This is a genomic window from Occallatibacter gabretensis (genome assembly GCF_001449115.1).
GTDB lineage: Bacteria > Acidobacteriota > Terriglobia > Terriglobales > Acidobacteriaceae > Telmatobacter > Telmatobacter gabretensis.
The window spans coordinates 1,276,385-1,296,836 of record NZ_LAIJ01000009.1 but is presented as its reverse complement, the minus strand read 5'-3'; the positions used below and the strand labels follow the sequence as shown (position 1 = coordinate 1,296,836).

Annotated in this window: 23 protein-coding genes; 16 read left to right on the top strand and 7 right to left on the bottom strand. The window is 54.7% G+C overall.

Features of this window, described 5'->3' with window-relative positions; all coding sequences use genetic code 11:
• Positions 1-164 precede the first annotated feature (164 nt).
• The 3 genes from VO84_RS11705 to VO84_RS11695 all read left to right on the top strand — a co-directional run bounded on the left by VO84_RS11705 (position 165) and on the right by VO84_RS11695 (position 1,941).
• Entirely contained in the window at positions 165-1,082 is a 918-nt protein-coding gene (locus VO84_RS11705; protein WP_058187781.1) for an ArdC-like ssDNA-binding domain-containing protein, read from the top strand.
• Positions 1,082-1,495 carry a DUF6908 domain-containing protein gene (locus VO84_RS11700; RefSeq protein WP_058187780.1) on the top strand — a complete coding sequence of 138 codons (414 nt, stop codon included), beginning with the start codon at positions 1,082-1,084 and terminating at the stop codon, positions 1,493-1,495. The genes VO84_RS11705 and VO84_RS11700 overlap by 1 nt, the downstream gene beginning before the upstream one ends.
• An 83-nt stretch (positions 1,496-1,578) precedes the next feature.
• Positions 1,579-1,941: a ParB N-terminal domain-containing protein gene (locus VO84_RS11695; RefSeq protein ID WP_058187779.1), complete on the top strand. Its 363-nt coding sequence runs from the start codon at positions 1,579-1,581 to the stop codon at positions 1,939-1,941.
• Between the two features lie 71 nt (positions 1,942-2,012).
• Here VO84_RS11695 and VO84_RS11690 read toward each other — a convergent pair whose 3' ends face one another.
• Complete coding sequence (locus VO84_RS11690; protein WP_058187778.1) at positions 2,013-2,729, bottom strand: alpha/beta fold hydrolase; 717 nt, start codon at positions 2,727-2,729, stop codon at positions 2,013-2,015.
• A gap of 26 nt (positions 2,730-2,755) precedes the next feature.
• Positions 2,756-3,373: a CGNR zinc finger domain-containing protein gene (locus tag VO84_RS23335; RefSeq protein ID WP_082661918.1), complete on the bottom strand. Its 618-nt coding sequence runs from the start codon at positions 3,371-3,373 to the stop codon at positions 2,756-2,758.
• A gap of 326 nt (positions 3,374-3,699) precedes the next feature.
• On the opposite strand from VO84_RS23335, the gene VO84_RS22170 reads away from it, so the two are divergent.
• From VO84_RS22170 to VO84_RS11670, 3 genes are all read left to right on the top strand, one after another.
• Complete coding sequence (locus VO84_RS22170; protein WP_231737892.1) at positions 3,700-3,984, top strand: hypothetical protein; 285 nt, start codon at positions 3,700-3,702, stop codon at positions 3,982-3,984.
• A gap of 87 nt (positions 3,985-4,071) precedes the next feature.
• A complete protein-coding gene (locus VO84_RS11675) occupies positions 4,072-4,896 on the top strand; it encodes an alpha/beta fold hydrolase (RefSeq protein ID WP_058187775.1) in 825 nt (274 codons plus the stop codon).
• A 202-nt stretch (positions 4,897-5,098) separates the two neighbouring features.
• Positions 5,099-5,986 (top strand): helix-turn-helix domain-containing protein, encoded by an 888-nt coding sequence (locus tag VO84_RS11670; RefSeq protein WP_197413997.1) that lies wholly within the window; start codon positions 5,099-5,101, stop codon positions 5,984-5,986.
• A gap of 68 nt (positions 5,987-6,054) precedes the next feature.
• Here VO84_RS11670 and VO84_RS22165 read toward each other — a convergent pair whose 3' ends face one another.
• Complete coding sequence (locus VO84_RS22165) at positions 6,055-6,501, bottom strand: winged helix-turn-helix transcriptional regulator (protein WP_082661917.1); 447 nt, start codon at positions 6,499-6,501, stop codon at positions 6,055-6,057.
• A 101-nt stretch (positions 6,502-6,602) separates the two neighbouring features.
• On the opposite strand from VO84_RS22165, the gene VO84_RS11660 reads away from it, so the two are divergent.
• Positions 6,603-7,562 (top strand): quinone oxidoreductase family protein, encoded by a 960-nt coding sequence (locus VO84_RS11660; RefSeq protein WP_058187773.1) that lies wholly within the window; start codon positions 6,603-6,605, stop codon positions 7,560-7,562.
• 519 nt (positions 7,563-8,081) lie between these two features.
• Here VO84_RS11660 and VO84_RS11655 read toward each other — a convergent pair.
• On the bottom strand, positions 8,082-8,837 hold the full coding sequence (locus VO84_RS11655) for a class I SAM-dependent methyltransferase (protein WP_058187772.1): 756 nt from the start codon (positions 8,835-8,837) through the stop codon (positions 8,082-8,084).
• A gap of 259 nt (positions 8,838-9,096) precedes the next feature.
• Between VO84_RS11655 and VO84_RS11650 the strand changes: the two genes are divergently transcribed.
• Complete coding sequence (locus VO84_RS11650) at positions 9,097-10,479, top strand: hypothetical protein (RefSeq protein ID WP_058187771.1); 1,383 nt, start codon at positions 9,097-9,099, stop codon at positions 10,477-10,479.
• Between the two features lie 136 nt (positions 10,480-10,615).
• On the opposite strand, the gene VO84_RS11645 is transcribed toward VO84_RS11650, so the two are convergent.
• Together VO84_RS11645 and VO84_RS11640 are read right to left on the bottom strand one after the other, a co-directional pair.
• Positions 10,616-11,470 (bottom strand): hypothetical protein, encoded by an 855-nt coding sequence (locus VO84_RS11645; RefSeq protein WP_058187770.1) that lies wholly within the window; start codon positions 11,468-11,470, stop codon positions 10,616-10,618.
• A 107-nt stretch (positions 11,471-11,577) separates the two neighbouring features.
• Complete coding sequence (locus VO84_RS11640) at positions 11,578-12,651, bottom strand: alpha/beta fold hydrolase (protein ID WP_082661916.1); 1,074 nt, start codon at positions 12,649-12,651, stop codon at positions 11,578-11,580.
• 101 nt (positions 12,652-12,752) lie between these two features.
• On the opposite strand from VO84_RS11640, the gene VO84_RS11635 reads away from it, so the two are divergent.
• The 4 genes from VO84_RS11635 to VO84_RS11620 all read left to right on the top strand — a co-directional run bounded on the left by VO84_RS11635 (position 12,753) and on the right by VO84_RS11620 (position 15,764).
• The gene (locus VO84_RS11635) at positions 12,753-13,457 is read left to right on the top strand and encodes a TetR/AcrR family transcriptional regulator (protein WP_058187768.1); all 705 of its coding nucleotides are present in this window, start codon (positions 12,753-12,755) and stop codon (positions 13,455-13,457) included.
• Positions 13,458-13,629: 172 nt separating this feature from the next.
• Positions 13,630-14,025, top strand: a complete 396-nt coding sequence (locus VO84_RS11630; protein WP_082661914.1) for a PadR family transcriptional regulator — start codon at positions 13,630-13,632, stop codon at positions 14,023-14,025.
• Positions 14,022-14,648: a DUF1700 domain-containing protein gene (locus VO84_RS11625; protein WP_058187767.1), complete on the top strand. Its 627-nt coding sequence runs from the start codon at positions 14,022-14,024 to the stop codon at positions 14,646-14,648. Before VO84_RS11630 ends, VO84_RS11625 begins: the two co-directional genes overlap by 4 nt.
• Positions 14,649-14,882: 234 nt before the next feature.
• On the top strand, positions 14,883-15,764 hold the full coding sequence (locus tag VO84_RS11620; RefSeq protein WP_058187766.1) for a CPBP family intramembrane glutamic endopeptidase: 882 nt from the start codon (positions 14,883-14,885) through the stop codon (positions 15,762-15,764).
• 193 nt (positions 15,765-15,957) lie between these two features.
• Here VO84_RS11620 and VO84_RS11615 read toward each other — a convergent pair whose 3' ends face one another.
• Positions 15,958-16,464, bottom strand: coding sequence for a hypothetical protein (locus VO84_RS11615; RefSeq protein ID WP_197413996.1), 507 nt, complete (start codon positions 16,462-16,464; stop codon positions 15,958-15,960).
• Positions 16,465-17,047: 583 nt separating this feature from the next.
• Here VO84_RS11615 and VO84_RS11610 point away from each other — a divergent pair.
• The 4 genes from VO84_RS11610 to VO84_RS11595 all read left to right on the top strand — a co-directional run bounded on the left by VO84_RS11610 (position 17,048) and on the right by VO84_RS11595 (position 20,437).
• A complete protein-coding gene (locus tag VO84_RS11610; protein ID WP_058187764.1) occupies positions 17,048-17,512 on the top strand; it encodes a hypothetical protein in 465 nt (154 codons plus the stop codon).
• A gap of 111 nt (positions 17,513-17,623) precedes the next feature.
• Positions 17,624-18,622: a hypothetical protein gene (locus tag VO84_RS11605; RefSeq protein ID WP_058187763.1), complete on the top strand. Its 999-nt coding sequence runs from the start codon at positions 17,624-17,626 to the stop codon at positions 18,620-18,622.
• Positions 18,623-18,725: 103 nt separating this feature from the next.
• Complete coding sequence (locus VO84_RS11600) at positions 18,726-19,547, top strand: alpha/beta hydrolase (RefSeq protein ID WP_058187762.1); 822 nt, start codon at positions 18,726-18,728, stop codon at positions 19,545-19,547.
• A 71-nt stretch (positions 19,548-19,618) separates the two neighbouring features.
• Positions 19,619-20,437, top strand: a complete 819-nt coding sequence (locus VO84_RS11595; RefSeq protein WP_197413995.1) for an SDR family oxidoreductase — start codon at positions 19,619-19,621, stop codon at positions 20,435-20,437.
• The last annotated feature ends 15 nt before the right edge of the window (positions 20,438-20,452 follow it).

Sequence of the window (20,452 nt, the reverse complement as noted above, 5' to 3'; positions counted from 1 at the left end):
CTTGTGCAGACCTTCGCTTCGCTCGTCCTCCGCTTTGCTCCGGATGGGAGATACCCCTCCCCTTGCGCTTTGCCGCCCCGCCTTCGCCAGGAGGCGTTCGGCATGTAGGTACATGCCACGCATGGCATGAAAAGCAACGGCAACCGCCAAGGAGGAAGCACCCCATGAACAGCACATCCACCACCCTCACCGTCACCCCGTCCACGCCAAACCCCAAACAGACGCAGCCACGGCAAACAGCGAAAGAGATGATCGCCGCCAACGTCCAGAGCCTCATCGAGCAGTTAGAGGCCGGACACTCGGACGCACTCACGGCGTACCTGAATGCGATGAGCCGCTTTCATTCGTATTCCTTCGGGAATGTCTTGGAGATCGCGAGACAGCGCCCGACGGCCACGAAAGTCGCGGGCATGTATGCGTGGAACCGGTTAGGACGCCGCGTGAAGAAGGGCGAGAAAGGCATTCGCATTCTAGCTCCCATCATCGGCCTCAAGCGCAAATCCGATGAAGAGGCAGAGAAGGACATCACCAAGCAGAACACCCGCGTCCTTGTTGGCTTCCGCAATGCCTATGTTTTCGATGTGGAGCAGACCGAAGGCGTCGAGCTTCCCGCAATGCGCGAGGTGTACGGCGACGTAGGAGAGAACCACGACCGTCTTGTTTCGTTCATCGAACGTCAGGGCATCGAGCTTGTCTATACCGAGAAGATCGCCCCCGCGCTTGGCATGAGCTACGGCGGACGCATCGCCATCCTGCCGGGACAATCGAAGGCCGAAACCTTCGCCACGTTGCTCCATGAGCTGGCGCATGAGATGTTGCACAAGGCCGAGCGGCGCACCACCACAACCAAGGTTGTGCGCGAGACAGAGGCCGAAGCTATCGCGTTTGTTGTCGGCAAAGCCGTAGGGCTTGAGGTTGGAACCGCGAGCGCCGATTACATCGCTCTCTATCATGGCAACGCATCATTGCTGATTGAGTCGCTGGAAGTCATTCAGCAGACCTCCGCTGTCATCCTTGCCGCCTTGGAGTCGTCCGCAGCCGAAGAGACGATGCCCGATGCAGAACTGGCGAAGGTGGCCTAATGCAGACCATCCTTCAAATCCTCAAGATGGCCGGAGGGTGGCACCCCGGCCTGTATCTCAAGATCGACAACGCCCCCTATATGGAGCTTGTTATGGAGGCGATGGACGAGCCCGGCCCGATGGGACTTCCCGCGCTTTCCGTCGCGCACTACGGCGAACAGAACGGCGACCTCATGCGCGACCCGGAGATGTGCTTCGAGCTAGGCATGGCGGGCGGCGCTCATCTCGATCCCTGGTACTGGCGTAACGATTACGTTGCCGTCGAGCAGTGGAGCCGCAACATCGTGCGCGACCGCTACGTGCATCTCGTCCAGCTTCACGAGCAGCACAAACGCTTTGCCGCGACATGGGATAACAACCTGCGTTTGCAGGGATTCGCAGAGGCTTTCACGGACAAGTGCATTCATAGCTAGTCCGCTCCCTTGGAGCGGAACAGCCACCGTGTCTCCGCTCCGCACCCCTTCACCTTTCAACCGCTCGAAAGGAGCACCCCATCATGGGAACGCAGATCGTCAATGCCACCGAATACCGCAACGTAACACTCGCTTTGCTGAGTGAGTCCAAGACCAATCCGCACCGCACTTTCGAAGAAGTTGCCTTGAATGAACTTACATCGTCCATCCGTACCCAGGGCGTACTCTCGCCCTTGCTGGTTCGTCCTCTCACTGAGAATGGCTTCGAGATCATCGCTGGAGCACGGCGTTACCGCGCCGCGCAGATGGCCGAAGTCCCGACCGTGCCCGTCCGCATCGTTCATCTCTCCGATGCCGCCGCGTTAGAAGCTCAATTGGTCGAGTTATCTATAGTTCGCAAGTGTTTTCTTTGTCTTTCCGCGTTGCGGCACGTCGTTTACATGTAAACGACGTGCCGGGTCGAGCTTTGGTCCCCACGTCAACCTCAAGAATCGTACGTTTAGTGCGAAAGATCCGACTATCGTCGAATCGCATCCCTGACGAGCCACTCATCCATGGCGGACATAAATGCGTCGAAGTCTTCACGAAACATCGAATGGCTGGTTCCTTTCAACGTTTGCACGTCGAATCCTCTGCTGCTCAACATAACAGCATCTTCGGAAGTAATGAATGAACTGGGATCGGCTACCAGGATCAGGGCCGGAATGTCTGTTCTTTCTGGCATGTGGTCGTGACCGTTGCCACTGGCCAATCCTTCGATGCAAGCAGGATCGAACGTCCTCATCGACTCAACACGAGCTTCGATATCACCAGAACCCCACCGTGGATTCGCCGCTCTCCACTGCTCCTCCGTCCATGCCAGTTGTCCACGCCATGTTGAGCCGAAGCTTACATGCTGCTCCTTGTTCATCTTCCAGGTCGGATCGACGTATACAGCCCGACGCACGGCGAGTTCCTCTGCTGCCAGAGCAAGCGCCATGCCTGCGAGAGAATGACCGATTGCAAGATCGGCGTTTTTTGGAAGACTCTCGATGAGATCCGCGGCCCACAATTCGGGAGAGTATGCTCCTCGGGGGCTCGCGCCATGACCGCGCAGGTCGGGAGCGATCACGCGGTAGCCGCGTTCTGCGAGAGCGGGGCCGACCCGGTACCAGTTCTGATGATCTGCAAACAAACCATGGATCAAGAGCGCGGTGCGGTCTCCAGTACCCCATTCATGCAGGTTCAATTTCATACTCTTTCGCCTCCAATTGTTTGCTATTACGCTGGTGTCTTCGTAGGGATTTCTAGGCCTTTCAACCGCCTGCGATAGTCGACAGTCTTGGCACGATTGCCGCAGGCTTCCATAGAGCACCAACGACGGCGTCCGCTCCGAGACGCGTCCACGAACAAGAGCGTGCAGTCGGGCCGGGCACACTCTTTCACCCGCAGGATGCTCTTGCTGCCGAGGAGGAGTATTGCGTCTCGTGCGATCACCGATAGAGCGGCTCTCGTCGGCTGGGGTGTTATTTCCTGAAGATGCAGTAGACCATCTCTTAACTTGAGAGTTGGAACCGGCTGGGGAATACGAGACCAGCGGTTTAAGAGTGCAATGTCGTTCGGATTGGGCAATCGGTGCTTCATCGTTGCCATGACGAGACGATAGACCGCCTCGCGCAATCGGCGCGCGCTTGTAAGTTCGTCTGGCATAACCTTTGGCCGAACTGTCACAAGCTGCACAGCAATCAACCAATCCGCAAGGTCACCTGTTGACCGAAGTCGTTCCACAGGCTTTGATGCGCTTCGCCAACCCATAGTCGCGACAAGGTTCAGGCAGGGACAACCTCCGCGAAATCTGAAGGAGTGGAGATCATCGGCTGCTGGCTGTTCTAATCTCATACCGACACCATATAGTATGGTGTCGCATTTATCAACGCTTTTATCCTGCGACCAAGGGGCACGATGTCTCAAGCAGCAAGGCAGGGGAACCTCAACAAAAGTCGGTTAGAGGTAACTACGTACCTCAGAGTGCCCCGGAGCATCGATCGCAGGTCATTGGCGCACTATTTTGACGTTTGGTGTAGTGACCCAGCTTCGGGCTGTGCCACCGCAAGTCTGCCGTAGGCGGCTTCGAGTTGCTCTTTCTGCTCGCGATTGATTTCCTCCAACGTCCGAATCCGGAGTCGGAGAGTCGCCACGACTCGTTCGTGGGAGAGCCGCTGCCGATGTTGCAAAGTCTCGCCCGCGGCTACCGGCGAGGTACTACGGATCTGAAATTGGCAGACCTTGTCCCCGCAGCGGTCGATGCCTTCTATGCCGATCAGATTGGCGTAGGCCATGCGCTGTTGCTGGCGAAGCTGCCCGCCGACCAGCATGAAGCCGCGCTTCAAGGCTGTTTCAAGGAGGTATACAACGGAGGATCGAAACCCGCTCGTATCCTGCTACCCGTCCGCAACCTGCAATTCTGGATTGACAGCAATATCCGAGTCCATTACCTCTCAGGTAATTGATTGCATTCCAGAGGTAATACAAACTACGACTCAGACAGACACATCGGGTGCAAATGTCCTGCACCGCAACTTCACAAGGAGATATTCATGCCCTACTGCAACGCTTCTGACGGTACACGCTTGTTTTACACAGTCTGGGGTAAGGGACGCCCTCTTCTCTTCATCCACGGAGGGAACATTGGTTCTGAGATGTGGAACTTTCAGATCCCACAGCTCGTGGAAGAGGGTTTCCAATGTATCGTGTACGACCAACGAGGTTTCAGTCGGTCCGACTGGCCAAGCAGCGGTTATGACTTCGACACACTGGCAGAGGACTTGAACTGCCTTATCTCTCACCTGCAATTGGAGATTTTCTCCGCTGTCACGTTCTCGTTCGGAGCTGGAGTCCTTGGAAGGTACCTTTCTAATTTTGGTGCGGCACGGGTTGAGAAGGCGATGCTCATCTCAGCGATCACGCCTTGTTTTCTGAAGAGTGCGGACAATCCCGAGGGTCTTGAGCGGGAGCTCTATTACGACCCGTTTCGAGCAGCTCTGATGAGCGATCGGCCGCAGATATTTCGCGCTTCGATGGAAGGATTTTTCAATCCAACGGCTGCTGAGGACGACGTCACGCAACCGTTGGCAGATTGGCTGATCGGCATCGCCCTTCAGAACCCCGTGATGGCGATGATCGAACTTTTTCGGGCGAGCAGCGAGACGGACTTCCGCAAAGACATGGGCTCTTTCACAATGCCGACTTCTATCGTACATGGGGACTGCGACGTCTTTGCGCCCATCGCGGCTACCGGCCAACGCACCCAGGAGATGATCGCTGGCAGCGTTTGGACGACTTATCCTGGAGCGTCTCATGGGCTTCCATTCACACATCGTCGCCGCTTAAATCGCCAGATCAAAGAGTTCTTCTGCGCATGATCGAAAGTTTGAGCGATCGTAGCGAACGACTTCGAGTAAGAGGACGTAGCGGCTCCAAGCACTGCACCGACGGAAATTCTATGCGGAAGGAACGTGTACCGATGCGCATCTTCAGGAAACAAGAGGAACTCGGCGACGGCAGAAATGCTGGAGACACTCTCACCACGCCTAGTCACAATAGCCCGTCAGGAGGCTGCTTAATTTGACTGATCTAGCGGTAATCGCAGTCAAGCCACGGAACGATTATGGTTTAAAGATGATGAATGATTCCAAGGACGAGTCTTTTGGAAACCTCTTAAGGGCCTGGAGAAAGAAACGTCGATTCAGTCAACTCGAGCTGGCTTTGGATGCTGACATCTCCTCGAAACATCTGAGTTTCCTCGAAGGTGGCCGCGCGCAGCCCAGTCGCGAAATGGTGCTTAGGTTGTCGGGTCCCCTCAAGCTTTCCATGCGAAATCAGAACTCTCTCTTGACAGCCGCCGGCTTCGCCGTCCAGCATCCGCAACGTCAACTCGACGACCCTCAACTTGAGCACGCCGTTCGGGCGGTTCAACTCGTTCTCAGCGGACTCGAGCCGTATCCGTGCATTGCATTGGATAAACACTGGAATATTAAGTCATCCAATAGAGCAGTTCGCCATTTACTTGTGGATGTTCCCCAGGAAATGCTCCAGACTCCCATAAACGTCCTTCGATTGAGCCTTCATCCTCTAGGCCTGCGTAAGCAGATCGTAAACCTGGAGGAATGGAGTTCTCATTTAATTCACCTGCTGCAAGAGAAGATCGACTCAGACGACGATCCATACTTGAAAGAGCTCAGGAACGAACTACTCAGCTTCAATGGCATAGACCCAAAGCCTAAGAGAAGGAAACAGGTTGAAGTCTTGCTCGGAGAAAGGAATACTGCTTTCATCCCGTTACAACTTCGCGTCAGAGGTTGTCTGCTTACGCTGGTCAGTACAACAATGGTCTTTGGAACGCCGACCGACATCACGATGTCTGAGCTGCTCATCGAATCGCTGCTGCCCGCGAATGAAGAGACCGCAGAGTGGTTTAGGAGACTGGACGATCGAGGTGCGGACCGACCGTAGCGGTTGCAACTACCAATGTTTTCCCTTCTGACACGCGGTGAACTCACTTCCTTCCCCGTAGTCAGTCGCTAGAGTACAGCGCTAACCGACGCGCGAGCGGCCGGTCCTCGCATTCTGCTATTCGCGATGATTGGCGAGAGCGCAGAAGGCCGCTTTGCTTTCCTCTCTCTTGCTCGCTCGATCTGAGGAATATGCGAGTAAGCCCACGTGCGGAGTTGATCGACCACCTCAAGCAGACTTTCCCCCAGTGGTGTCAGCTCATAGCTCACCGTGACAGGGACGGTTGGAATTACCTCGCGGGTGATAAAACCATCCTCCTCCAGATGACGGAGGGTTTGGGTCAACATCTTCTGCGAGACATTTTGGAGAAGACGACGCAGTTCGTTAAAACGCATGCTGCCGTCCTTGAGGGCCATGAAGACCAGGATCGTCCACTTGTCGGCGACGCGATTGATCACCTGACGAGCGGGGCAGTTGGGACTGAAGACATCGAGGGGCAGTCTATGCTTTTTCATCCAGTCACCTTTGGGTACCTATACCACTAGAAAGTGCCTTCTTCACAAATCATACCAACAGTCCTACGTTGTTAATAGAAGGTGTACCAAAGGAGAGTGTCATGCGTAAAGTACAAATCAATCAGATTGGCGGACCTGAACAGTTGGAGCTTGTAGATGCCCCTCCGCCACGGTGTACCGAGGGTGAATTGCTGGTCGAAGTGGAAGCGGCAGGCATCAACTACGTCGACGTGTATCAACGAAAGGGCATCTATCCGCTGCCTCTGCCATACACACCTGGTCTTGAAGGTGTTGGACACATTGCAGCTCTTGGAAGCAAAGTGACAGGCTACGAGGTAGGAGATAGAATTGCCTGGGTCAATGGAATTGGCTCCTATGCGGAACAGTTGGTTCTGCCAGCGGCACAAGCGATCAAAATCCCCGAGACATTCACTTTGAATGAGGGATTGCTTTTCCAGGCAATCACTGCGCAGTATCTGCTGGCGGAATATCGGACGATCCTGTCGGGCGATACGGCTCTCGTCCATGCAGCCGCTGGCGGAGTCGGCCAGCTTCTGGTGCAGTGGTTGAAGCATCTCGGAGCGCGAGTCATTGGGACGGTATCGACGGATGAGAAGGCCGTAACCGTGAAGCAGTTGGGAGCGGATTTCGTCATCAACTACGCGGCTACTCCGTTCCTTCAAGAGGTGAAGCGCCTCACAGACAACCGTGGTGTCGATGTCGCGTTTGATGCCGTCGGCCAGACTACTTTGCAGGATACGGTGGAGGCACTTGCCTCGCGCGGTACAGCCGTCTCCTACGGATCGGCCTCCGGCATTCCTCCCGCGATCGAGGCGTTCAAGCTTATCCCCCAGGCGAAAAGGTTGGCGGGAGCTTCGATCTTCGCTTTCATTGAAGATCCGAATGAGTTGCAAGCGCGAAGCGCTGCGGTTGTCGATGCAATCCAGGCTGGATGGCTCAAGATCGGTGAAGCAACCGAATACTCTCTGGAACAAGCATCCACGGCACACCGCGACATCGAGAGCAGGAAGACGCAAGGCAAGTTGCTCCTCAAACCGTAGTTCGGTTCGCAACACAAGGTGGCCCGGAGAGTTCTCCCATAAGCGCTAAGATAAGGATTCGACTCTTTTCAGGACTCTGAATAATCTTTTCGCATGACAGAACTCGATGACTGGCAGATTCTGCTGGGACTGTTTCCTTCGGATTGGCGGCAGTTGAGCAGGAGTAGCGGCTCAGTTCGTCGGTTGCGTGGTTTTCCCGTCAGTGGACGCTCTGTTGCGGACACTGCTGTTGCATGGAAAGACCATTTCCCCCTGGGTTTACCTCTTGCCGCAACCGTCCCACGCCCAGTCCGTGGCGTGAGTTCGAGTTCGCACTCCACCAAGTGCTCGCGGCTATCACCCCTCGGTTGCCCCTCGCATCTGTCATTCAACGCTGGAACGAAATCGCCGAAGCACTGAGCGAACCAAGCCGAAATCGAAGGCCACAACTCGAATCCTTGTCTTAGAGCTTATGGCGGACCCTATAAGCTCTAAGATAGGCTCCTTGCGGTGAAGCGGCGACTGTTGCTAGGAGTTCTCTTACCTAGCTTGCGGTTTATGCCCGACGAGACGAAGAAGTCTCCCAGCTTGTCCCCGATGGACCTTAAAGCCCACTCGCACCATAGCATCCTCAAGCCAATCGACAGGCAAGCGCAGCTTGCGGTAGTTGCTCTTTTCGAGTCGCCATTGCTGGCCCTCACGGTTGTAAAGCAGGTCATGAACCAGCACTGTATCTGGCCGATCAAACTCCAGAAAGCAGGTCATGACCTTGCCTTCGTCAGCGTAAACGGGAATAAAGCGGTCGAGGCCGGTAACCTCTACACTCAGATCGCGGTAGCTGATAACAAATGTGCCGCCTGGGATGAGCGTGTCGGCGACCGAACGAAGAAGCTCTTCAACGGCACCTTCGTTACTGAGGTGGGTGATTGTGTCCCCCATGCACACGATTACTTGGGCTGTCGCTGGAGAGACAAACCCGTTCAATTTCGAGAGATCGCCGCAAATTGTTTGCACGGGCCGACTGCCCTGATGAGCCTGAAGCTCCTTGAGAAGAGCTTCGCTCGAATCTACGGCAAGCACCGGAGAATATCCTATCTCAGAAAGCGCAAACGTTTGGAATCCTGATCCACTGCCCAAATCTATCGCTAATCCGAGATCACGACTGGCCGCCGTCGGCTGGAGTGCATCCTCAAGGATCGTCTTTTGCTCGGCCACCTTCGCCGCAAATGGCGTGCCAAACATCCATGTGTAGTGCCTTGCCAGGAAATTTCTGTAGTGATCTTGAACTTCGCTCATGAGCCAAGTCTAGCAAGTGGACTGCACGACAGGTGCATGGAACTGATGGATCTTCTCCATCACAATGTGACCTCTCCCATTAGCACGAGCTATTCGGAAACGCTTATCTTAGCGCTTATGGAGAGTTCTCCCGGCCCCAGGCACAGAAAGGGTTCTGAAGAGAGGCGTAGCGCAGTGATCTGGCGAGCACTGGCTCCAGTAGTTCAGTTACACAAATCGTTTCGACCGAGCCGTCTCTGAGCAGTAATCTAGGTGGACAATGTACTCTCTCTCATTTGCAACCCGAGGTTTCATCCTGGGAATGGTCCTGCTCTGCGGCTCTGCTCACGCGATGACCGGCATAGTGGGGGAGGCCACCACGTTGGGCAAAGCGGCAGTCCCATTGATTGGCCCATGGAAGTTTCGCCTTGGTGACAATCCTGCATGGGCTGATCCTCGGTTCGACGACTCAGAATGGGAAACGGTGGAACTAACCCCTCCTCCCGGCGCTCATGACGATGATGTTGGTTTGAGCGGGTATGTTCCGGGCTGGGGCGCGCGTGGTCATGCCGGGCAGAGCGGTTATGGTTGGTACCGCCTTCATCTCCGCGTAGCTAGTTCGACGAGCGATAGCCTCGTGTTGGCAGGCCCGCCTGCGGCGGATAGCTCCTATCAGGTGTTCTGGAATGGTTCTCTGCTGGGCCAAGATGGTGACTTTCACAGCACTCCACCGAAGGTTGTGAGCATTCAGCCGCATTTATTTCCCATTACACAGGGGAGGACTGGCGGCGAACAGGCGCAAGACATCGTGCTCGCGGTACGGGTGTGGATGGCACCGTGGGATCTTGGAGATGCTCAGGGCGGCGGTATGCGTATTGCTCCGACGCTAGGTACCGCCAGTGGCATCAAGGGGGTCTACACTTCGCAATGGATCGAGACCCTTCGCGGCTATATAGTCGAGGTGATTGAGGCCTGCGGCTTCGCATTCTTTTGTTTTTCGGTCTGGCTTCTCGGGCGGATCGAACATACCACTCGGTACAACTGGCTCTGCGCAGCCTTTCTGCTAACTGGCGCCTATAGGCTCAATCAAGCAGTGTTTGCCTGGACCCAGTTCGAAAGCGTTCCGATGTTCGAAATCGTCAGCCTCGGACTTCTTTATCCCCTGTCGCTGTCTGCCTGGACAGTCGGTTGGTCCCGTCTTTTAAACATCAGGAACGTTTACTGGGCGAGAGCTTTCACTGTCGTGACCATCCTGTACGTTGGATCGTCTCTTGTCGGGAGTATGCCGTTGCTTCGTAGTTCCACTACGTTGCACATCGCCGTCACAAGCGTGAGATTGTTTTATCTCGTGTCCACCTGTTGTCTGTTGTACTTGCTGATCCGGTCGAAATGCAGGTCTAGAGCATTACTGTGTGTACTTGTTGTGCTGGCCAGTGTGGGGCAGTTCGCGCCGGAGCTTAGCGCAATCGGTGTACCTGGCATCTGGTTTCCATTCGATACTGGCGTATCGCGTGCACAATTTGCGTATGCGTTGTTCTTTATCTGTGCAGCAGTGGCGCTCTGGGGTGAGTTCCTCCATATTGCAGAGCGAAAAGCAACGCGGGTTGAGAGCTTGGACGGCGGAGACGCTGTGGCAATTCCGATGAAGGGACGCGCGCTATGAGACACATAACGCGAAGGCAATTCATCAGCCAGCCATTTCACTTGAAGCCTCGGAAGCATGGGCTGACCGGAGTTGCAGATCAAATTCCTGAAAATTATAGTTGCTCCGCAGCGTCGAGGAATGGAATGCACCTCCGCTAGAGAAGATCAGGCGGTGTCTGATTGAGCAGGGTGAACTGCCGCTCATTGATAGTCGACGTCCCAAAATCCTTGGAACTGACGGTCAGAGTTCGAGTCTCCAGCAACTCGTCGCTCACGGTCAGACCCTCGCGAAACACGGTATATCCGACCCAGTGCGTCGTCCCCGGAGTGACGCCCACGGAATACTCCTTGCCGCCCTTCTTCACTGTGATCTGCTTGTTGTCACCTGCAAAGAAACCTTCTCCGCTGCCCTCGCGTTTCAGCATGACTTCATGGTTGATCGGATCGACGCGAATCACCGTGACAGTCTCGATTCCCGGCGGGCCAAGCTCCCAGGGAACGGCCATCTCTACCTTCCAAGTCATTCCCGGCGCGATCTTCCCCGTCGGCTTGCCCCATAAAAACGCGTCGAAGATACTTCCACTGTCGTCCAGATACTGTGTGCATTTTCCTGACTTCACGGAGCACACGGTCTGGCCGGTATTACGGATTTCGGATTTGACGCTATTGCCGCCCCGACCGTCATATCGGTAACTGCCCAGGAATATTGGATGCTCGGGAGAGGCATCGACCACCTGATAGAGTTCGCTCCCTCCCACATGGCCCGCGTCCTCATCGATTCCGCCACCCTGATAAGAGACTGTCTTGGAAAAGATGTTTCCAAACTTCTGCCCAACGCTCAATTTCAACCCAAGGTAGTCTTCCGCAGTGGACTCCGTACTGGCAGATGCCTGAGTGCTTGCAGACACCGGCGCCGTGGAAGCGCTGCTCTGCGAATGACCCAAAGCCATCGCGGGATAGGTCATAGCCAAACTGAAAAGCGATAGATGCAACAGCGAAGTCCGTTTCATGATTACTCTCCGAAGTTGATGGTTGATTTATGCGGTATTCCGTCGATCCCTCTGTCAGTGGAACCAGCCCCCTGTGGGTTATGAGATAGCCGGGAACAAAAGTACAGCTAAGCCGGAAACGATGCCAACGGACGAACGTGAGTTAGCAAATCGTCCAGGAATTGCGTTGGCTGCAGGAACGCTGCGAAATGGCCGGCATCGGAAATTAGCACCATCCGCTTGATGGGCGCGACGACGTCATTGAAGTAGGTACGCGCTAATCTCGGCGTCAGCAGGACGTCGTTTTCTCCCTGGTAAATGAAGAAAGGAATCTCGAACCGCGTGCCTTGTTGCCAGGCATCATATTGGGATGCCTCAGGCAAGAGCTGTTCGAGGGAGAAGCTCATTCCAGAAACAAATGCGCGAATGTCCTTCAGTCTCCACCCAGGTGCGAACCAAATCGCATCTTTCAGAAGCTTTATCGTGCGGCGATATCCCTGCGGATCGGACTTCATCGTCCAGCGTGCAACTGCGGTGAAGTCGTCGGGAGTCCAGTGCGTCGGATCGGTACCGATTCGTTCGAGCGCCTTCACCCCCTTATCGAGGCCTACGGTTTTGAGCCGTTCCATCACTTCAGTGCGGTTTTCATCCCGCCCTCGCGCCATACCGACGTTCTGGTCGGCGCCAATGTAGGCGAAGAACAAATCCGGACGTCGGCGTACGATCTGAATTCCAAACGTGGATCCAAACGAATTCGCAAGCAGGAAGATCTGGTCCTTGCGCAAGCGCGAGCGCAGATACTCTGCGACTTCGATCCCATCGCGGGTGAGCTGCTCCATGCTGATTTCTCCGCTGCCGCGCCGCCCCAATCGGCGGAACGTCCGTCCACTCCCTCGCTGGTCCCACTGAACAACGGTGAAGTGGTTCTCCCAGGAACGTATGTGCGGAGTGAACATGGAGCAGCTACTGCCTGGCCCACCGTGGACGATGAGAAGTACGGGGTTGGCCTCATCCTCTCCCCTGATTCCGATCCACTGCTCAACTCCGCCAATTTTTACGAAGCGCTCTTCAGAAATGCCGCAAGCACTCTCAATCCTCAACCGCGCAGCGGCTTTCCCCTGCCGTACTTTCCTTTGAATCAGTAGAGCGGTGGGGATGCCCACGACGGCAACCGCGATGACCGCGCAAATCATCCAGAGCATTTATGTTCTCCTAACTGTGTACACTATACACAGTTATGGAATTGCTGCAAGAGTAAGGGTCAGAGCGCGAACGTTGGATGAGAGAATCAGAAACAAAGACTATGCCGACGAAAAACGCCAATAAGGTAAATCAGGCCTGGGGCAAGAGACCACCTCCAAGCCGTGGTCCCAAACCCGCGCTCAGCACGACTGAGATTGCGCGTGCCGCCATCGAACTTGCGGATGCGGAGGGCCTGGAGGCAATCACAATGCAGCGGGTCGCGCGAACGGTGGGGGTCACGACCATGGCTTTGTACCGCTACTTCCCGGGAAAGGCGGACCTTCTGGACCTGATGATTGATTCCGCGGGCGATTCCGTTCCGAACTTTGGCAAGCCCACGTCGCCATGGAGTACGCGATTGAAGGAATGGGCCCGTCGTTGCCTGGCAATTTATCAGAACCATCCCTGGTTTCTGGAGGCTACGTCGGCGCGTCGCAGCATCATGGGTCCGAATGAGTTGTTGTGGATGGAGGCCGCGCTGGCAATGCTGGCTGAGTCCGGCCTGGCGGCTGCAGACAGGCATTCTGCTTTTCTTGCCCTCATCGGCCAAGTACGCGGCCACGCCACATTCCAGGAGACCAAAAAACAGGGTGAATCCACTCAGGAGTGGACCCACGATTTGGCTCATGTGCTCAAGTCGGAAGCGGACCGCTATCCGGCTCTGCTGAAAGCCCTCGATTCGGGCGCATTCTCCAAAAAGCCCGCACGCGCCTTCGATTTTGCGGTCGACTGTATCCTCGATGGAATCCGAGCGCGTGTCAAATAACACCGGGCAAGTCCTGTCAGAATAAACAACTCGCCACATCTGACAAAATCCTGAGATTTGCTTTCGATACCCGACGCTCGTATCCCGCTTCAAAAGACCATCGCGAGATTTTAGCCATTGACACGTATCATTCAATGCAATATACATAGCAATACAATGTATCGAGAGAGCGATGACATTCAATAACCAAAAGTCGGTCGAAAATCTAACCGATCCATGGCAAGCTCAGTTGAAGAAGGGCACCCTGGAAATGGCGGCCTTAGCCGCGCTTTGGTCTGGACCGCTTTATGGACTCGAGATTTTAAGATTTCTAGAAACCAAGTCCGAACTTGTACTCGCCGAAGGAACAATTTATCCGATTCTGAGCCGCTTGAAAAAAGAAGGACTGCTCACGTCAGAATGGGTCGAAGCTGAAGCTGGGCACCCTCGAAAATACTATTCTTTGACGGCTTCAGGCCGTGAACGCATTCGCCACATGGCAGCAGTCTGGGTGGATTTTTCAGCGAATCTAAGACGGCTCATCCAGCCAGTCCTGGACCATAAAGGCCAAAAGGAGGAGAAGCGATGAGCCCGTTAGAAGATAGAGATGTCCAACTTTACCTGGAGAGTCTTCGCAATGCCCTCAGGGGTCTGCCTACCGATGAGCAGGACGACATTCTCCAGGAGATAGGCGCACACATACGAGATCGAGCGGAATCCAGCGACTTCTCTCTACCCGCAGTCCTTGGAGCGCTGGGAAAGCCGGAGGAGATTGCTAATCAGTATCGCGAAAGTGCAATTCTTGACCACGCACGGGCCAGTATTTCGCCGGTGCGATTGTTACACGCGTTATGGATCTTTGCGAGAAGAGGTCTCTGGGGAGTTTTCGCGCTCCTCTTTGCTGTCTTCGGCTATCTGGCCAGCACCGGTCTGATCATCACTGCCCTTGTCAAACTGGCCTTTCCTGCACACGTTGGTTTGTGGCTCGGCGCGAATCATTTTCTTTTAGGATTCACCTCGTCGCCCCCGCCCTATGCCACGGAGAAACTTGGAGCCTGGTATACACCGGTCGCTGGCGTCACTGGCTTTCTGTTGCTATCGTTGACGATTCTTGGCAGTCGCTCGTTACTGGGCCATATGCATCAGTGGCGAAACGGAACCTTCAGATCGGAAGGTTCCGTTCCTGTGTCTTCGATTGGAAACCAGCAATGAAGCCATCTCAAGGTATCTCGTCGAAAACATTCCCTACACGAATGCCCCATCGGGAAGATAGCGCTTGGCAGCGGCGAAGCTACGTGACCATTCATCAACCCATGTGTTAGCCAGTCGCACCCTCGACACGAAAACTAGTCGTTTTGTTTCCATCTCATCAGGCACCGCTTCATTGACGCGGGAATACCCGCTCGGCTATCCCCATCGGAACTCGAAGCCGTCAAGGAAACCGTTATGTCCAAGATCAAATCGATAAAGTGGATTTTTGTTGGTGCGAACCAGATAAGAACTGGCTGGCGCGCTCTTTTGTTCATCGTGTGCTGGTTAGCACTCTATGCAGCAGTGGGACTCCCTTCGCGTCATCTCCTGCACGTTGATAAGGGGCGCGAGATTCCTTTTCATGTTGCTGCAGTCGGTGAAGCTCTGCAACTCATCGCTACACTCGGTGCGACGTGGGTAATGTCGAAAGTGGAACGTCGCGACATCTTCGCCTACGGACTATCAGGACCGCGTTTCCTTGCCTGGTGTGTGCGCGGCTGGCTAATGGGCTTGGCCGCTGTATCGCTCATGATCTTGAGCTTGTGGAGCCTTGGCTGCTGGCATTTCGATGGAATCCATACTCACGGTAGCTCGGCACTTCTTTATGCGATTCTTTGGGGCCTCTTATTTTCTGCGGTTGCCTTTAGCGAGGAGTGCACTTTTCGTGGCTATCTGTTCGTGACTCTGAGCCGTGGCATGAATGTCTGGCCCGCTGCGGTATGCCTATCCATACTCTTCGCAGCTGTCCATTTGAGTGGGAGTGGTGAGAACTGGTTTGGCATCTTTGCGCTGTTCTTTACGGGCCTGATGTTCAGCTTTATTGTTTGGCGGACTCAATCTTTGGCCGCCGCCTTCGGTTTGCACGCATCCTGGGACTGGGCGCAATCCTATCTATACGGAGTCGCAGACAGTGGCAATCGAATACATGGATATCTGGTCAGATCGCACATGAGTGGTAACGAATTGCTTAGTGGAGGTTCCGTCGGTCCAGAAGGAAGCATTTTGGTCATCCCAGTCATGCTGCTCATCGCGGTGACCGTCCATCTCACAACGGACCCCAGACATTCGTCTGACTAACACCTTCCATCCGAGGCACATTCGATTCGCGCATTGGCGATTGGTCAACAATGGCGCTTGCGCCGAAGCGTCCTCCTCGGCGAGTTCGATCCACCCCATGGATCAAAGGCCTCGCGCTTACTTGGTCATCTTCACCACCGCCTCCGTCCGCCTCTTCGATACAGTGCTCAGTGCCGACTAGCAACGTCGTCCCTTAAGCCTCCGTTCTCCGCTTGCATTCCAGGTGATCGCCCTGCACCCAGCTCAACGCTGCCGTCTTGCTCACCTGCCAATCGACACTGAACGTATCTGGTCCCTTCGTGGTGTAGACGAACCGGTTCACCGCGTACGCCGCCTTCGCATCCTGGCTCACCGGCGACATCATCGTCAGCACATGATTCTGCCAGCCGTCCTCGCTCGCGTATGACGCCGCTCCAAAGTTATTCGCGTCAAATTCCACCAGCCTTCCCTGCGCCGCGTCATAGCCAATCAGGTACTTCGCGATGTACCCCGTAGCCGGCTGCACATCCTCCTCCGTCAACTCCAGCCATTTCCCACCCACCGTCATCGCTCCACCGAATGTGGACTTATGTACCGTCTTCCCGCCGCCCATTGCACCGACGCAATCCCATGCGCCCGCAAATTGAAAGTCTTCCGGCACCACCGCCATCGGTTTGTTCTGCGCCAGCACAGTAGTCGTCATGCAAAGCAGTACCGCCATCCAACCATAAAGTTTGCGCACGTCCATCCTCCAGGTTTCAAATATCACTCGAATATTGTTGTAGACGCTCCCATGCTTCGAACGTCTCGTCGACAAAGATTCCCATGACCCCGTTCTGGCCAACCAAGGGGACATTTGTAGATCATTCATTGCTCTTCTTATTCGCGATCAACTACGTCTGCGTTCTGGGGAAAGTTTAGGCCGCTGCGGGTCCTATTGCTCAAGGACGAGACGCAGTCCCATTTGGAAGCGATCTTTCAGTCTCTCTGCCAAATCGCCGATAGAAGTTCCAGAGAGAAGGCCTTTCGTGACACATCCCACCAACGAGATCTCCAAATGACCATACGACGTAAAGGACACATCCTCGGTGAAATTGCAGCGGCCTCCCTCCGAGCCTTTTTTCTGCAGGCTACAACTGCGTATATAATACACAGTTGTAGATGGTCCTCATTTTAGGACGACTCAAACTTCTTCCACTGAAATTTAAGCGTGCCGCGGAATAGAAACCACCGGACCATCTTGAGGCGCGACGAATTCCATAGCAATTAGCAAATCAAGTACTTGGTTTGGCCAGGAGTCTTTCATGTCGTTGTCAATTCAATCAGGTGTAGAGGTCGTCCTTTTGGCAGCAACGACTTCCGGAGTTCTGGATCTCATCGCTGCAACGATCCTCATTGCGTCGATGGGCGTCCCACCGAAACGTATGCTGCAGACCATCGCAAGCGCGCAGATGGGTCCCAAAGCGTTCGAGCCCGGCAAAAATGGTGCCGCATTAGGCCTCGCTTTCCATTTCTTTATTGCTCTGGCAGCTAGCGCCGTTTACTACGTCGCCGCTACCTACTCAGCGATGCTAGCCAATCACGCAATCATAGCCGGCCTCCTCTACGGCATTCTTATACATCTCGTCATGACCTTTATCGTTCTACCTATGAGTGCCCTTCGTCGTCCATTCTCAAAGGTATCTTTCATCACCCAGTTCGTCATTCACATGTTCTGCGTAGGTCTGCCGATTGCGCTCGTTGTCAAGCATTTCCACCACCCTGTCTAAAGGCACCGGTCGTGTCTTTCACCCTGATAGAAAGCAGGAGAAGACAGTGACGATCACTCCAAGGGCAGAGTCAAAGATCCGAGAAAGAAGCTACACCTTCAAAGGAGATTTATGAAAGCCATAACTGGTGTTTCGCTGGCCTTCATCCTTCACGCATCTTTTTACGCGCCAACATTTGTCTCGGCTGCAACCAGCCAGCCTTTCACTCAAGAACATGCAAATCTCACCACAGCAGCGATCTGGCAGTCCACGCAGGCAGAACACGTCTATGGATTCCCTGAAATCAAGCACAACAAAAAAGGAACACTGACGCTCAGTGCAAATGCTCTTACCTTTACCGCAAAGTCGGGAAGCGCGTCGGTCTTACGCAGTTCTGTAACGGCCGTGAGCGTAGGAAACCAGAGAGTAGAAATCTGGGGTATCCCCGGAAAACTGCTGCGCATGAGCATCCCCGATGGTGGCGGCAGCGCAGCGGCTGCCGTCATGCATCACCGCGTGGACCTCCTTACGGTTGAGTTCAACGATAGCAAGGAAGGCAAGCGCTCTGCGGTCTTCTTCCTGCCTGCGAACGAGGCCGAACATGCTCTTCAGAACTTCGCGCTAGCTCCCACCCTAAATCGGCAAGTCTCAGACACGAACTGCCAAAATGCACCGATCGAACCCAAGAGCGTGCTCGTCTCTGCTCCGGACTGGAGCAACGCGGAGGTGCCTGCTGCCTACCGAGCTCTTGTGTATGAGCATCTAATCGACCGGCTTCAACACGCAAGAGATGTTGAACATGTGTATAGGGACGGCGAGAACGATGGCCGCGGGACCTGTCCCGAGTACACCGTTCACATCTCTATTGTGACGTTCAAGCAAGGCGATTCCGTGAAACGCGCAGCCCTTGGGTCTATCGGGGAGTTTGTTGGGACTACACAAATGAAGTTCGATGTCACTATTACGGACGCATCAGGAAAGCTAAATATCAGCAAGCAGATAACCGCCACGATGCGGGGCGAAACCGAGGACACAGACGTTGCGGATCAAGTTGCAAAGACTGTAGCCAAACGTTATGTCGCCATTTTGAATCGCGCCGAGAAGGCAGCGATCAACACCCCGAAAGCCTAACAATGATCCAGGACGCTGGTTGGCTTAACCGTCAAACTCGATATCCTTGTCAGTTTGTTGAGGAGACCACGTTGTCCCGAGGCCGAAGAAAACGAAACGAGAAATGACCGAACAGACCAGCCATCTAGTCACAGAAAGCTTCCTGGCAAGCTCGACTGGTACCGAGGTTGAATACAAGATCCTTGTTCCGAACGCAATACGAGCCGGTCAGGCCCTTCCACTCATCCTGCATTTTCACGGCGCCCTGTCTTCTGCGAAGTCCCTCGAAGCAGCAATTCCCGCTTATGACCTCGCTTGGAAGAAAGGCGAATTGCCTCCCGCGATTGTCGCCTGTGCATCGACGCCTACCCTGGGCGGGTTCTACATCGATCACGTTGGTGGACCTAGTTGGGAGTCTCTCGTTAGTCTCGACCTCCCGCGACACTTGGCTAACCGCTATGCCCTCCTTCCGCAATGGGCTGCGATCGGCGCTTCCATGGGTGGGTACGGTGCCTTGAAGGTGGCACTACGCAACCCATCCAATTGCGTCGCAGTGGCGGCACTCAGTCCGGCCATCTTCCCGGCCGAAACATCTGAGAGGGTTCCGATGCGAAATCTCTCTTCGGTGCTCAACGATTTGAATCTTGCAATGGGCACGGATATTGCTACATACGCGAGCAATAGCGTATATGGAATATTGCGGAACAATCTGGTGTCTCTTAGCAAGGTAGCCCCACAAATATTTATCGATTGCGGAGAGAAAGACGAGTTCAACCTGCACGATGGTGCGGTTTACTTGCATGAAGCGCTCGACCGGCTTCCCATTCCCCATACATTTAAAAGCATCCCAGGGGCATGTCATGCTGACGAACACACCTCAGCCCGGCAAGAAACAGCGATTCGCTCTCTCGGGAACGCACTCCGTGCGGCACTGTTGACCAATTGATTGAGCCGGCTCACCTTTCGCTCCTTTTACAGCGTGATTGCATCTATGTACAAGCAGACAGGGGAATGAACATGGCGAAGTCCAAGACAGTTCTCATCACCGGCGCGTCTAGTGGAATCGGCAAGGCGACAGCGCTGTACTTTCAGCAGCAGGGTTGGAATGTGATCGCCACCATGCGCGACCCCGAGCATGGGAAGGAATTGCGGGCGCTCGATCAAGTTCTAGTGACGTCGTTAGACGTCACCAACTCGGACTCGATCCAACAGGCCGTGAAGACTGGATTGAAGCGGTTCCAGTCGATCGACGTGCTCGTCAACAATGCGGGCTTTGGCGCCTACGGACCGTTGGAGGCGACCAGCATGGAGACCGTGCGTCGCCAATTCGATACCAATGTCATTGGTCTGCTGGAGACCACAAAGGCGGTGTTGCCACACTTTCGCGCCCAGCACTCCGGCGTGATCGTCAATATCTCATCGATCGGCGGTAAGGTCACCTTCCCGCTGGGCACGCTCTACCATGGCACCAAGTTTGCGGTTGAGGGCATCAGCGAATCTCTGTCCTACGAGATGCAGGCGATCGGTGTGAAGGTTAAAATCGTAGAGCCGGGCGCGATCAAAACCGACTTCGCTACTCGATCTTTTGCTTTCAGCAACGACGAGTCGCTCGCCGAGTACCAGAAGATCGTCAAAGGGCTTATGACCGCCGTGGAGCCCATGATGGCGAATGGAGCTGATCCACTCGTTGTGGCGGAGATCATCTACAAGGCCGCGACGGACGGCTCGGACCAATTACGATATCCTGCCGGCAGTGACGCTGCGCCCCTCCTGGAGAAGCGGCGCAAGGAGGATGACCACACGTTCATGGCGGAGACACTCGCGAACTTCAGCTAGTTTCGATCTTGGTCT

Bases quoted from the DNA above. Each gene is read 5' to 3' on its own strand.
- VO84_RS11705 (WP_058187781.1), top strand. From the start codon at position 165: ATGAACAGCACATCCACCACCCTCACCGTCACCCCGTCCACGCCAAAC.
- VO84_RS11700 (WP_058187780.1), top strand. From the start codon at position 1,082: ATGCAGACCATCCTTCAAATCCTCAAGATGGCCGGAGGGTGGCACCCC.
- VO84_RS11695 (WP_058187779.1), top strand. From the start codon at position 1,579: ATGGGAACGCAGATCGTCAATGCCACCGAATACCGCAACGTAACACTC.
- VO84_RS11690 (WP_058187778.1), bottom strand. From the start codon at position 2,729: ATGAAATTGAACCTGCATGAATGGGGTACTGGAGACCGCACCGCGCTC.
- VO84_RS23335 (WP_082661918.1), bottom strand. From the start codon at position 3,373: ATGAGATTAGAACAGCCAGCAGCCGATGATCTCCACTCCTTCAGATTT.
- VO84_RS22170 (WP_231737892.1), top strand. From the start codon at position 3,700: ATGTTGCAAAGTCTCGCCCGCGGCTACCGGCGAGGTACTACGGATCTG.
- VO84_RS11675 (WP_058187775.1), top strand. From the start codon at position 4,072: ATGCCCTACTGCAACGCTTCTGACGGTACACGCTTGTTTTACACAGTC.
- VO84_RS22165 (WP_082661917.1), bottom strand. From the start codon at position 6,501: ATGAAAAAGCATAGACTGCCCCTCGATGTCTTCAGTCCCAACTGCCCC.
- VO84_RS11660 (WP_058187773.1), top strand. From the start codon at position 6,603: ATGCGTAAAGTACAAATCAATCAGATTGGCGGACCTGAACAGTTGGAG.
- VO84_RS11655 (WP_058187772.1), bottom strand. From the start codon at position 8,837: ATGAGCGAAGTTCAAGATCACTACAGAAATTTCCTGGCAAGGCACTAC.
- VO84_RS11650 (WP_058187771.1), top strand. From the start codon at position 9,097: ATGTACTCTCTCTCATTTGCAACCCGAGGTTTCATCCTGGGAATGGTC.
- VO84_RS11645 (WP_058187770.1), bottom strand. From the start codon at position 11,470: ATGAAACGGACTTCGCTGTTGCATCTATCGCTTTTCAGTTTGGCTATG.
- VO84_RS11640 (WP_082661916.1), bottom strand. From the start codon at position 12,651: ATGCTCTGGATGATTTGCGCGGTCATCGCGGTTGCCGTCGTGGGCATC.
- VO84_RS11635 (WP_058187768.1), top strand. From the start codon at position 12,753: ATGCCGACGAAAAACGCCAATAAGGTAAATCAGGCCTGGGGCAAGAGA.
- VO84_RS11630 (WP_082661914.1), top strand. From the start codon at position 13,630: ATGACATTCAATAACCAAAAGTCGGTCGAAAATCTAACCGATCCATGG.
- VO84_RS11625 (WP_058187767.1), top strand. From the start codon at position 14,022: ATGAGCCCGTTAGAAGATAGAGATGTCCAACTTTACCTGGAGAGTCTT.
- VO84_RS11620 (WP_058187766.1), top strand. From the start codon at position 14,883: ATGTCCAAGATCAAATCGATAAAGTGGATTTTTGTTGGTGCGAACCAG.
- VO84_RS11615 (WP_197413996.1), bottom strand. From the start codon at position 16,464: ATGGCGGTACTGCTTTGCATGACGACTACTGTGCTGGCGCAGAACAAA.
- VO84_RS11610 (WP_058187764.1), top strand. From the start codon at position 17,048: ATGTCGTTGTCAATTCAATCAGGTGTAGAGGTCGTCCTTTTGGCAGCA.
- VO84_RS11605 (WP_058187763.1), top strand. From the start codon at position 17,624: ATGAAAGCCATAACTGGTGTTTCGCTGGCCTTCATCCTTCACGCATCT.
- VO84_RS11600 (WP_058187762.1), top strand. From the start codon at position 18,726: ATGACCGAACAGACCAGCCATCTAGTCACAGAAAGCTTCCTGGCAAGC.
- VO84_RS11595 (WP_197413995.1), top strand. From the start codon at position 19,619: ATGGCGAAGTCCAAGACAGTTCTCATCACCGGCGCGTCTAGTGGAATC.